The sequence below is a fragment of the Crocinitomicaceae bacterium genome (genome assembly GCA_016708105.1).
Classification (GTDB): Bacteria; Bacteroidota; Bacteroidia; order Flavobacteriales_D; family Crocinitomicaceae; genus JADJGJ01.
This window is the reverse complement of the sequence record JADJGJ010000001.1, coordinates 1,462,046-1,474,624: the sequence shown is the minus strand read 5'-3', so window position 1 is coordinate 1,474,624 and position 12,579 is coordinate 1,462,046. Positions and strand designations below refer to the sequence as shown.

13 protein-coding genes are annotated in these 12,579 nt (G+C 36.4%); 8 read left to right on the top strand and 5 right to left on the bottom strand.

Translation table 11 applies throughout. The features are described 5' to 3' along the window. Positions 1–9 precede the first annotated feature (9 nt). Together IPH66_06370 and IPH66_06365 are read right to left on the bottom strand one after the other, a co-directional pair. A complete protein-coding gene (locus tag IPH66_06370) occupies positions 10–1,002 on the bottom strand; it encodes a WD40 repeat domain-containing protein (GenBank protein MBK7128977.1) in 993 nt (330 codons plus the stop codon). Positions 1,003–1,024: 22 nt separating this feature from the next. After that, a complete protein-coding gene (locus tag IPH66_06365) occupies positions 1,025–1,729 on the bottom strand; it encodes a hypothetical protein (protein ID MBK7128976.1) in 705 nt (234 codons plus the stop codon). 110 nt (positions 1,730–1,839) lie between these two features. Here IPH66_06365 and IPH66_06360 point away from each other — a divergent pair, with 110 nt between their 5' ends. The 6 genes from IPH66_06360 to IPH66_06335 all read left to right on the top strand — a co-directional run bounded on the left by IPH66_06360 (position 1,840) and on the right by IPH66_06335 (position 8,018). After that, positions 1,840–3,453: a hypothetical protein gene (locus IPH66_06360; protein ID MBK7128975.1), complete on the top strand. Its 1,614-nt coding sequence runs from the start codon at positions 1,840–1,842 to the stop codon at positions 3,451–3,453. A 49-nt stretch (positions 3,454–3,502) separates the two neighbouring features. Beyond that, entirely contained in the window at positions 3,503–4,180 is a 678-nt protein-coding gene (locus tag IPH66_06355) for a response regulator transcription factor (GenBank protein MBK7128974.1), read from the top strand. A gap of 260 nt (positions 4,181–4,440) precedes the next feature. Beyond that, entirely contained in the window at positions 4,441–5,541 is a 1,101-nt protein-coding gene (locus IPH66_06350; GenBank protein ID MBK7128973.1) for a hypothetical protein, read from the top strand. A 92-nt stretch (positions 5,542–5,633) separates the two neighbouring features. Next, a complete protein-coding gene (locus IPH66_06345) occupies positions 5,634–7,271 on the top strand; it encodes an ABC-F family ATP-binding cassette domain-containing protein (GenBank protein MBK7128972.1) in 1,638 nt (545 codons plus the stop codon). Between the two features lie 74 nt (positions 7,272–7,345). Continuing rightward, positions 7,346–7,642: a type II toxin-antitoxin system HigB family toxin gene (locus IPH66_06340; protein ID MBK7128971.1), complete on the top strand. Its 297-nt coding sequence runs from the start codon at positions 7,346–7,348 to the stop codon at positions 7,640–7,642. Between the two features lie 7 nt (positions 7,643–7,649). Then, positions 7,650–8,018, top strand: a complete 369-nt coding sequence (locus IPH66_06335) for a transcriptional regulator (protein ID MBK7128970.1) — start codon at positions 7,650–7,652, stop codon at positions 8,016–8,018. Positions 8,019–8,170: 152 nt separating this feature from the next. Here IPH66_06335 and IPH66_06330 read toward each other — a convergent pair whose 3' ends face one another. Both IPH66_06330 and pyrR read right to left on the bottom strand, forming a co-directional pair. Beyond that, the gene (locus IPH66_06330; GenBank protein MBK7128969.1) at positions 8,171–9,106 is read right to left on the bottom strand and encodes an aspartate carbamoyltransferase catalytic subunit; all 936 of its coding nucleotides are present in this window, start codon (positions 9,104–9,106) and stop codon (positions 8,171–8,173) included. Further along, positions 9,099–9,650, bottom strand: coding sequence for a bifunctional pyr operon transcriptional regulator/uracil phosphoribosyltransferase PyrR (gene pyrR, locus IPH66_06325; GenBank protein MBK7128968.1), 552 nt, complete (start codon positions 9,648–9,650; stop codon positions 9,099–9,101). Before pyrR ends, IPH66_06330 begins: the two co-directional genes overlap by 8 nt. A 169-nt stretch (positions 9,651–9,819) precedes the next feature. Here pyrR and IPH66_06320 point away from each other — a divergent pair, with 169 nt between their 5' ends. Next, a complete protein-coding gene (locus IPH66_06320) occupies positions 9,820–11,049 on the top strand; it encodes a DUF1015 domain-containing protein (GenBank protein ID MBK7128967.1) in 1,230 nt (409 codons plus the stop codon). Beyond that, positions 11,049–11,711, top strand: coding sequence for a YggS family pyridoxal phosphate-dependent enzyme (locus tag IPH66_06315; protein ID MBK7128966.1), 663 nt, complete (start codon positions 11,049–11,051; stop codon positions 11,709–11,711). Before IPH66_06320 ends, IPH66_06315 begins: the two co-directional genes overlap by 1 nt. 119 nt (positions 11,712–11,830) lie before the next feature. On the opposite strand, the gene IPH66_06310 is transcribed toward IPH66_06315, so the two are convergent. Next, positions 11,831–12,574 (bottom strand): hypothetical protein, encoded by a 744-nt coding sequence (locus tag IPH66_06310; GenBank protein MBK7128965.1) that lies wholly within the window; start codon positions 12,572–12,574, stop codon positions 11,831–11,833. Between the last annotated feature and the right edge of the window lie 5 nt (positions 12,575–12,579).

Below are 12,579 nucleotides of genomic sequence, written 5' to 3'. Positions count from 1 at the left end.
ACTTTTCAATCAATCTAAAACAACCTTACCACTTTCAATATCAAAAACCAGAACAGGAAAATTATCTGTACTCTTTTTTGCAAATCCTGTTCCTACAGCCAGAAATTTTCCGTCAATAGAAACGGATAGGCTTTCAGGATATCTATCTAACGAAGCAAATTTTTCAATCACACCCACATCATCTTTGAGAGTATAAATTTTCATGTCCAAAGCTGCAATGAAAAGCGTTTTGAGCACAGGAGAATAAGCAATAGCCCTAACCCCTCCTGAAATTGGTGAGGCACCAAATCCGATTAATTGATTATTTACTAGATAACGACTTATTTCTTTTCCACCTGTACCTGAATTGCTCTTTCCTCCTACATACAAATATTCGTCACCGGCTGCTATGCAAACCGCTGAAGAAATATCGCTGTGTACCTTTGTAATATTGAAGCGGGTAATCTCACTAAAATTTTCGCACGAAAACTGAATTATATCAACGCCGTTACTCAGCACATAAAGATATCTACTGTCAGATGATGCAGAAAAAACCAAGGCGTTATTGAAAAATTTGTGTTTTTTATTACTCAAATTTTCAATAGCCGAAAAATCATGGAGGTTAATTGCATGCAACCATGCTTCGCTTTGAGATGTGCGCAAACGACAGAACAAATATTTTCCATCAGGTGTAACCACATAAGGCCCATCAAGTTTTTTTTCGCTGTCAATCGTGTCTGTTACAACAAAAGTTTCATCATCCATCAAATAAACACCATCTGCTCCGGCTATCAAGATTTTATTTTTTTCAGTCAACCAATAAACCAAACTCGCATTCATATTGATGGTAGTACTCCTTTTACTTGTAGTCATATCCCAAACGATGGTTTCAGTACCTGACGCAGAAATCAGTTTTGTACCTGAATCATTGAACGCTAAACTCACAACTTTTCCGTTATGTGCGGTTTGGGCAAATACACCACTATAATACAAACAAACAAACAGCAATATAACAATTCTCATATCTTACTTTTTTTTGGGGCTATTACATTCTAATCATATAACCAAGTTTAAAATCAAACCTATTCAACTTGCTTTCAGGAATGGCTTCATTCTCAGCGATGAATTTCATGTGCATGTAGTCAAATCCCACAAAAAAACCGACTTTTGTTATAAGTTCAGTTCTGTTATACAAGTAACTTGATTTATCACCCAGTGATCCATTTGTCCGAGCAAAAGGAAAATCAAAACCGGATAAATTTCTGATCAATAAATTATCAGTTAGTAAATAATCAACTTTAAGAAGTGGACCCAAACACCACGTAAAGGCTCGTTGACCATTAAACACATACCAATAACCATCACTTGCCAAACCGGGAGTTATTAAAATTTTATCATTAGACACAATATTTAACCCCCATTTTAACTCAAACACACTGCTGGTGTAGCCTCCGTTCAAATAATCTGTTGTTCCGCCAATCTCTTTAGCCAGCATCCACCAAATATCACCAATCACTCTCATGTTGCCGTTAAAATACGACTTGAATTTCTCAGAACCACCCAAAGTAAAATCAAAAAGATTGACAGAAATAAAATGCACCTTGCTTGATTGACTAATGTTATCAGCCTTTATTTTACTGTAGACAAGTGACACATTATATCTTGATTGATAAAAATCATCATCAATTTGTGCGTTGACAAGATTGAAGAAAAAAAGAAGCATAATAGCGCATGAAATATTTTTGACCATACAATTCGGTTTAACACGAGCCAAAATTCTTCAATCAGTTGTAGATTGAAAATAGTACAGATGTACCTGTAGATGGCTTTCAATATCTGAATATCTTTGGGATGCTCATTATGTTGGTACAATTTTCAAATCGTCTGACTTTATTACTTTGCTCATTAGGCACGTGGTTTACTCATGCCCAATCCTTAGATTTAGTTTTACATCAGGCAGTTGAATACTACACAAATAATGATTACGCCAAAGCACATGAGAAATATTTGAATGTGTTACAATTAGCTGAAGTTGAAAACAAGCCTGCCATGATGGTTCAAGCATCCATGTCTTTGGCAAAATGCCATTACTATTTATATGATCATGAATCTGCTTTCAAATGGACTTATCATGCGCTGGAATTGATCAACAAAAATAATTTAGATTCTTTGCGTGCTGGCACCTACTATTTTTTAGGTGCACTTTATATTGAAGATGAAAATATAGATTCGGCTGAGAAGTATAGCTTCAGTGCCATTCAACTAATGACCATCGAAAATAATTATGTTGGGCTATCTAAAACATATTCAACTTTGGCAGAGCTTTACATGAATACCACCAATAATTATAATCAAATTGAACAGATGATTGCTAGCGCCGAACACTATGGCAACTTGTCAAAAGATAAAAATGTGATGGCATTTGCAGCCAGTAAAAGTTATAATTACAATTTCTTCATAAAAAAGAATTACCCTGAAGCACTGAATCATATTAATAGAGCTGAAAAACTATATCTTGAAAGCAATAATAGAGAAGCTATTTTAAATACTTACAGAGGAAAAGCAGAATGCCTGATTATGCTCGGCGATACTACTGCACGGAGGTATATGTTGCGCTGGTTTGAATTCAAAGACTCTGTTTTGCAAGCAGAAAAATCAGAACACATTGCCAAATTTGAGACACTTTACCAAACGGAAAAAAAAGAACAACAAAACAAAATACTCAGCTCGCAAAATCAAGTTAATCTGCTGAAAATTGAATCTAAAAATCGGGCAATTATCCTGATTGCATTTATCGCTATACTCCTTACCTTAGTATCATTGCTTGTGATTGTAAGAATTAATTTAAAAAGAAAAAAACAAGAATTAAAACTGCTTCAAAACCTGCAACAAGATAGAGAACGCATTGCTCGTGACTTACATGACAATATTGGCGGAAAACTCTCATTCATTGTTTATTCTCTTGATGGTTTTGAAGAAAATGACAAAACCAAAAGAGCTCAACTCACAGAAAGCGTAAATCAAACTGTGCGTAGCGTAATAGGCAGTCTTAGAGAAACAATTTGGGCTATCAGTGATGCAAACATTACCACTTGGGATTTCTCAGACAAACTCAAAATTTTTGCAAAAAATATTTTCAGACACAGTCAAACTCAGGTGATTTTTTCTGAAAACATCGTAGTTAAGAGAGAATTAAATGCCTTGCTGGGTCTTAATCTCTACCGCATTAGCCAGGAAATATTAAACAATGCATTCAAATACGCTGAGGCAACCGAGGTGAAAATTCAAATTGATTGTAGTGCAGAATCTTTATCTATTTTTATTTCAGATAACGGTAAAGGATTTGATACAACCCTAAATAAACAAGAGAGTTACGGATTACAAAACATCAAAAAAAGAGCACATGAATTTGGCATCACATTACAGTTAGAATCCCAAATTGACTCAGGCACTAAATATGTATTAATAGTATAAACGTACCATTGTAAACTAGTGCCAGGCAACCTAAATTTGTACCCAAACCATGATTTATATTGCAATAGTTGATAATGAAAGATGCGTCCGGTCAGCACTAAAGGACAGGCTGAGTCGTTTTAAAGATTTTGAAATCTTATTTACAGCTGAAAATGGAAGAGATTTTTTAGAAGCAATGATCAACGCGCGTAAGACAATAGAACCTGATATTGTTTTGATGGATATTGACATGCCTATCATGAACGGAATACAAGCAATTGAAGAAGCAAAGTTGAGATATAAAAAAACTAAGTACATTGTTCTGACAATATTTGACGAAGATGAAAAAATATTCAACGCCATTAAAGCCGGTGCTGATGGTTATTTGCTAAAAGATGAACCGGTCGAAAAAATTAAAGACGCTATTTTTGATCTTCTCAAAGGTGAAGGTGCACCAATGTCTCCTGCAATTGCAAGAAAAGTATTGAACTTGCTTTCAAACGCACAACCTACATCTGAATTAAAAAATAAAACCGAGTACTCATCAGAGTATAATCTAACTGACCGCGAAAAAGAAATTCTAACCTTACTTGTAGACGGATTAGAATATAAAGAAATAGCCTCAATCCTTGGTTTAAGTCCTAACACGGTGCGTAATAACATTACTAAAATATACAGCAAATTGCACGTTACCTCAAGAATGCAAGCAGCAAAATTGGTTAATAAAAGTTCAAAACAAAAGAATTAATCAAGTATTCAACTTTTTTCATAACAGATCAACTAGAAACATTCATGTATTTTGCAATGCACCTCTATCTGAGCAAAATAGGGCAAGGCATAAACCTGAATAAAAATTATCTTTCAAACACAGCACAAATAAATCCTTCCGTTTGTAAAGATCGCCACCTGAGCCTATAAAGTTGAGACATCATTATAGAACTGTAAATACAGTGCAACATTCCTTTTCACATTCTGAGATTATCATCCTGATTTTAGTACATTTACTTCATGTTTCCTGGTATTTATTTTATTCTTGGTTTGGTGGTTTTTCTTGTTTTGATATTTTGGGTTATTCCAAAATTCTACAAGAGAAAGGTTGAATCCATTTTTATGAAACCGGGCTCAGCAGACGTATTCATTCAAACCAACGCCCGCTCATTCACGCCCACTAAAACCGGTATGATTGAAAACAATAGAATTTTTCTGAACAAAGTAAACTTGGATACCGGAAAGATCATTTTCACAAACAAAATCAAATCTTTTTCATCTAAAATGCTATCCGGATTTTCACGTATTGCCGGCATTAATGATACGCATACTTTCATTGTTGTCTCAGGTGATAAACTCATCATTATAGAGAACCAAACCGGAAAAATTGTGGCCACACAAAAAGATTTGATTAAAAAATTTCCCCACTTGAAAGGCTTTAAAACAGATACCATCCAATTTGATGCAGAAGAAGAAACCGTGATCATTTTCAATCTCGCAGGATATGCCTTTGCATTGCATGCCGCTGACATTTCATTGAAAAATTTAAACCGACAAGTAATTACAAAATCTACTAAGCCGCATTACCAAGAATTAAATTCATATTTCATGGCTAAATTGGCAATACCTGACCAGCACCCGATCACAAGCTACCCTTACAATCACTTTCCGAATGCTGAAAACACCATTTATTTTCACGCTAAACAAGGTACTCAAAGACATTTTGTTTTCTACGGTAAACCCACAAATGAGCCTGTGATCAATGATTCCTTGCACAATTTTTTATCTCCTCAAGTAATAAGTTCAGGCATTGAAAATAATAAAACCTGCTGGGGTGAAAATTTTCTGATCCTTCATTTTTCAATTCAGCAAAATGACATAAAAAATATACTGATATCACTGGTATCTCCACAAAGTAAAGCCATTTGGACACATCCAATCAATGATCTGCTACCCGGTGTGAATGCAAATTCTAATAGCTGCCTATTTTTTGAACATATAGCCAATGTCACTTACTCGATCAACTTTGAAAAAAATAATCACTCGCACAAAATATTTTCTTGTCAGATAAATCAAGAAAAAGGCAAGGTGCAAGAATCTGTGACAAAATTCGCACTATAAAAGATGCCGCGATCATTCTCTTAAAATAAAGAATAAGTTATACTGCTCAAATCCGCTATTGACTGTGTATATTTGCACTCCAATTTTTAGATATGATCACGGTAGACTCAGTTTCAGTGACCTTTAATGGTTCAGATTTATTCAAAGACATTTCATTTGTAATCAATGATACTGACCGCATAGCGCTGATGGGAAAAAACGGTGCCGGTAAATCTACCCTGCTAAAAATTCTAGCCGGAGCCAGTCAACCAACCCGCGGAAAAGTTTCTGCACCAAAAGATGCCGTAATTGCTTATCTGCCTCAGCATTTACTGCATGATGATAACTGCACGGTATTTGAAGAAACAGCCAAGGCATTTGCAAAAATCAACAACATGAAAGTGCAGATGGAATCCTTGAATAAAGAATTGGAAACCCGCACAGATTATGAGTCAGACAGCTATATGGAACTTATTCAACAAGTCACTGACTTGAGTGAAAAATATTATGCAATTGAAGATGTAAACTACGATGCAGAAATTGAAATGACTTTGAAAGGGCTGGGATTTTTGCGTGAAGATTTCACCCGATCAACCAAAGAATTTTCAGGTGGATGGAGAATGCGCATTGAACTGGCAAAAATTCTGCTGCAAAAACCTGATCTCATTTTGCTTGATGAGCCCACCAACCACTTGGATATTGAATCAATTCAATGGCTTGAAGAATTTTTAGTTGACCACGCTAAAGGAGTAATCGTAATCTCACACGACCGTGCCTTTGTTGACAACATTACCACGCGCACCATTGAAATAACGATGGGACGCATATACGATTACAAAGCAAAATATTCACACTATCTTGAATTGAGAAAAGAGAGACGTGAACAGCAGCAAAAGCAGTATGATGAACAACAAAGAATGATTGCTGAAACCACTGAATTTATTGAACGATTCAAAGGCACCTATTCAAAAACATTACAAGTACAATCACGTGTAAAAATGTTAGAAAAACTTGATATTATTCAGGTTGATGAAGTTGACACCTCTGCATTGCGATTGAAATTTCCGCCCGCACCACGTTCAGGAAATTACCCGGTCATAGTTGAAGAACTGACAAAAAAATACGGTGATTATACGGTGTTTGAAAAAGCCAGTATGGTCATTGAACGCGGACAAAAAGTTGCTTTTGTTGGAAAAAACGGTGAAGGTAAATCTACCATGATTAAAGCCATCATGAATGAAATTGATTTTGATGGTACATGTTCACTCGGTCACAATACCATGGTTGGCTATTTTGCGCAAAACCAAGCATCATTACTTGACGAAAATCTTACGGTTTGGCAAACAATAGATGATGTTGCAGTTGGTGAAATACGCACGAAAATAAAAGACTTACTTGGTGCATTTATGTTCGGCGGGGAAAGCTGGACCAAAAAAGTAAAAGTTCTTTCAGGCGGTGAACGCACTCGCCTTGCCATGATTAAATTACTACTTGAACCATACAATTTGCTCATATTGGATGAGCCTACCAATCACCTGGACATGAAAACCAAAGACATTCTCAAAGAAGCACTTTTGCAATTTGACGGAACCCTGGTTGTTGTTTCTCACGACCGTGATTTTTTAAATGGATTGGTTTCAAAAGTTTTTGAATTCGGCAACAAAAGAGTAAAAGAACATCTTGAAGATATCAACGGATTTCTGCGCATTAAAAAAATGGAGAATTTGCGTGAGATTGAGCGCAAGGCGTGAGATGAACTATAAGTGTTCAGCGATAATTTTCAATAATTAAGTTCGTAATTAGAGAACTTTTTTACCTTTGCATAATGAAGCGAATTATTGCCAAAAGTGCTTTACGAGATTTTTGGGAAAAACATGCCGACGCTGAGAACTATCTAAAAACCTGGTACCAGACGGCCAAAATAGCTAATTGGAAATCCCCAAAAGACATCAAAAAGACTTACGCAAGCGCAATTTTTTTAAACGATAATCGAGTTGTGTTTAATATTAAAGGGAATCATTATCGTCTAATCGTGAAGTTCAATTACGAAAGACAATGGGCATTTATTCGCTTCATAGGAACACATGCATCATATGACCGCATTGACGCAGAAACTATTTAAAACTACCATGAAAATTAAACCTATTAAAACAAAAAAAGATTACCAAAATGCACTTACCCGGCTTGAAGTAATTTTTGATGCACCTGCTAATTCAAAGTTGGGTGATGAAGCCGAAATTCTTTCTTTGTTGATTGAGAACTACGAAAATGAGCATTACAAAATTGATGCACCTGATCCAATAGTTGCAATTAAAATCCGTATGGAAGAAATGAACTTAAAACAAAAAGATCTAGTAGGAATACTTGGTGGAAAAAGCCGGGTATCAGAAATTTTAAACAGAAAAAAGAAACTCACGGTTGACATGATCCGAATACTCGAACAACATTTGCAATTATCTGCCTCAATCCTTGTCGGAAACTACAAACTTCATTCGTAAAAAACAGTGATTAATACCAATGTATTGATGATCACAAGCCCTTATCCTAGTGTTTACCTATGATCAATTTCCGTCCTGAAGGGTAAATAAAAAATTTCCGTCAAAAGTAGAACCATCCAACTTGTCTGCCGAATCAGATTTATATCGAAAGATCAATTCCGCCCAATTTTAGCTGCCAGCAAATAGATAACAGCCATGCGCACTGCCACTCCATTTTCAACCTGCTGCAAAATGATAGATTGATCTGAATCTGCAACATCTGATGTAATTTCTACCCCTCGGTTTATTGGTCCCGGGTGCATGATAGTGATTTTTTTATCAAGACTATTGAGAAGTTTTTTATCTAAACCAAAGAGCATAGAATATTCTCTGAGAGAAGGAAAGTACTGAATATCCTGTCTTTCCAACTGAATGCGCAACATATTTGCAACATCACACCATTCAAGCGCTTTACGTAAATTATGTTCAACTTTTACACCCAGTAAGCCAATGTGTTTTGGAATAAGTGTTGTTGGACCACAAACCATTACTTCAGCTCCTAATTTTTGAAGACAAAAAATATTGGACAATGCAACACGTGAATGCGTGATATCTCCAACAATTACTACTTTTCTTCCCTGCCAGTCATCACCATATTTTTCCCGAATAGAATAGGCATCTAGTAAAGCCTGTGTAGGATGTTCGTGTGTGCCATCACCCGCGTTTACTACTTTGGCATTAATACGTTCAGAAAGAAATTTAGCTGCACCGGGATTTGGATGACGCATCACCACTAAATCTACCTTCATAGCCAAAATATTGTTCACCGTGTCAATGAGCGTTTCACCTTTCTTCACGGATGAAGCGCTGGCTGAGAAATTAATTACATCAGCTGACAATCTTTTTTCAGCCAATTCAAAAGACAATTTGGTGCGAGTAGAATTTTCAAAAAATAAATTGGCAATGGTGACATCTCTCAATGAAGGAACTTTTTTGATAGGTCGGTTAATGACCTGTTTAAAGCTGTCCGCTGTTTTGAGAATAAGTTCAATATCCTGCTTTGTCAGGTCTTTAATACCAATGAGATGATCTACACTGAGGTTATTCATTTTTTGGTTCTTGTGTAAATAAAACTACTTTGTCTTCTCCTTCAATTTCTTTCCATTCAACTGAAACACGTTGAGTAGAAAGCGTATCAACTATTTTACCGGTATAATCAGGTTGAATAGGTAAATGTCTCTCAAACCGCCGATCAATAAAAGCGAGCAATTCCACTTTTTTGGGTCTACCAAATGCCAATAAAGCATCTAAGCCTGAGCGAATGGTACGACCTGAAAATAATACATCATCAATCAATACCACGTTTTTATTCTCAATAATGAAATCAATATTGGTGACGCTCGGAATGATTGGTTGCTCTCGTCTGCGAAAATCATCCCGGTAAAAGGTAATATCCAATTGGCCACAGGTCAGTTTTTTTCCAAGATCAGTTTCAAGAATTTTTTTCAACCGTTCAAGCACATGAATGCCACGCGGCTGCAGACCAATTAATACGGTGTTTTCAAATAATTGATGATTCTCTTTGAGTTGACTTGCCAAACGCCGAAGCGTGATATCAAAATGGGTGCTGTTAAGTATGGTGCGTTTCTCCATTTTTAGAAAGATTATCCAAAGGTAATTGAAATGAACAAAATACCAGCTGATGTTTATAAATTCAAACGAATGTTGATATTGATAACAACGTTTAAACAAAGATTTAAAGACAAATCACTTATACATCCGGCATACTTGTTCTATTTTTGCACTTGAAAAATATCATACCTTGACAAAAATTCTTCCCTTCTCAGCTATACGACCGGTGCGTGATAAAGCGCATCTGGTAGCAACCATGCCTTATTACACCTATAAAAAAAATGTACTGGTAGCAAAACTTGAACACAATCCATATACCTTTTTGCATGTATTGAATCCTGAATTCAATCAGGCACAAAAAACTCCGCCAAACAGCGTTGAGCGTTTCAATAAAATTCGCCAAAAGTTTGATGAATTTGTTCAAGACGGTGTTTTTGTTCATGACAGTAAACCCTGCCTCTATCTTTATAAACAAACCAAAGACGGGCATGAATACCTGGGCCTGATTGCCGGGGCAAGTGTTGATCAATACAATACCGGTCACATTAAAAAGCATGAAGCAACCATCACCAGTCGTGAAGAAATATTTGCCCTCTATCTTGACACGGTAAAATTTCATGCTGAACCTGTACTACTATTTCATGAGCGACATGAAAACCTGTCTGCCCTGCTGAATGCTATTACCAAACACCGCCCCGAATATGAGTACACATCAGCTGAGCGAATCAAACATGAAGTTTGGATAATTGAAAATCAGGAAGCCATTGCATTAATTCAAAAATACTATCGTGAAATTCCGGATGTGTACATTGCTGACGGACATCACCGCTGCGCTTCCTCTGCTACATACACACACCAGTTGGGGAACCACGCCAAAGAAACGCAGCAACATTTTTTGGCCTATTTCATATCTGAAGATTTGATGTTTATCCAAGATTATAATCGAATAGTGCGTGATTTGGGTGATAATACTCAGGCATCCTTTATTCATAAAATAGAACAAAATTTCGTGGTTCAGAAAACTGATGAAGCTACTTGTAAACCACACAAGCTTCATGAAATTGCTATGTACTTCAGTAGCGCGTGGTATAAACTCACACCAAAGTCTGACACATTTGATTACACTGATTCAGTTAACTCATTAGACACCGCAATACTTACCAACCTTTTACTTGAACCGGTGCTGGGTATTTCAGATTTAAAAACAGATAAACGAATTGATTTTATAAGCGGGAATAAAGGTATGTCTGCCCTGCAAGAAGCCGTTGACAGTGGACAATTTCAAGTGGCGTTTGGATTATTTCCGGTCACCGTTTCTCAATTAAAACAAGTTGCCGATGAAGGCAAAATTATGCCTCCTAAATCAACGTGGATTGAACCCAAATTGCGCAGCGGTCTTACAATTTATCCTCTTGATTAATGGCTATTGCTGAACAGTTAAATATCATCAAATCGTCTCTGCCTGCAGAGGTAAAACTCATTGCTGTTTCAAAAACAAAACCGGTTGAAGATATTCTTGCTGCATATCATGCGGGACACCGTGTTTTTGGTGAAAACAAAGTGCAAGAATTAGTTTCAAAATACGATACCCTTCCAAAAGATATTGAGTGGCACATGATAGGTCATTTGCAAAGCAACAAAGTAAAATACATGGCGCATTTTGTCTCTTTGATTCATGGAGTTGATTCTATCAGCTTGCTGAAAGAAATCAATAAACAAGCACAGAAGAATCATCGTGTACAAAATGTTTTGCTGCAATTTCACATTGCCACAGAAGAAACTAAATTTGGTCTTGATGCCAACGAAGCCAATGCGCTATTGTGCAGTGATACTTATCTTTCTCTAAAAAACGTCCGTGTTTGCGGCGTAATGGGTATGGCTAGTTTTACAGATAACAGAGAACAAGTTCATCGTGAATTCAAATCTCTCAAAAATCATTTTGACCAATTAAAGCAGACTTTTTTCAAAGATCAACCACACTTCAAAGAAATATCCATGGGCATGAGCGGAGATTATCAAATAGCCATTCAAGAAGGCAGCACAATGGTGCGCGTTGGTAGCTCAATTTTTGGAGGGAGATAATCTTCACCTTCCCGTTTTATATTTGGCGTTTATTATTTATTGTTCTTTTTATCTCTATAGGATTTGATAGAGATACTTGCGGCAGCGGAGGGAGGTAAAATAAATGATGAAAGAAAAAATTATTCCGGTGATTCAAATGTGATTGGGTCACCAGTCCATGCAGTCATGTTGCCTGAGGCATCAATTAAATCAAAAGAAACTTCAAAATTTTTGCTGTCACCAAACGAAAATTCTCCTGAACACATGCCATGGCCAACAACAATTTTCCCTTCACGCATGGAGAATGAAAAAGTGGTCTCATTGTTTTTATCTAAATTTTTTAAAGTTGCGCGAATTAGAAAAGGAGATTCGTCTTTTACCTGAGCTGTAAAAAACGCATAACGCGCAGGACCGCATCCGAAATATGTTGTTGAGGTTGTATCAAAAGCAGGCCGCTGAATCCAAACCGGGGCAATGGTATCTTTTTTATCTAGTACTTTCCAAAATACAGATTCATATTCACGCTTTTTTTCGTTATATCGTGTAGGTAAATTGCCTTCCATATCATCAATTTTCAAGTGATACGTTTCACCCGGAATTAGATTTCGCTCTGGGTAAACTCCAACTTGCGTGAGGTAATATCCGCCCTCCTCTAATTGCAATAATTTCAATTCAACTTTGTCTTTTGGTGAAACGAGATACACATTTTTAGATATGGTTAATTCATGAATAACTTCTTGAGACATTGCGTAGCCGGTAATTAGAAATAAAGGATTTTTAGCAACCTCAGTCTGATCTGGCCAACAATATAAACCTGAACCGGCGCAATCAGCAAAACTGATTCCTGAAATAAATAATGAAAGTGTAATAAGCAGCGTTTTCATAAAAG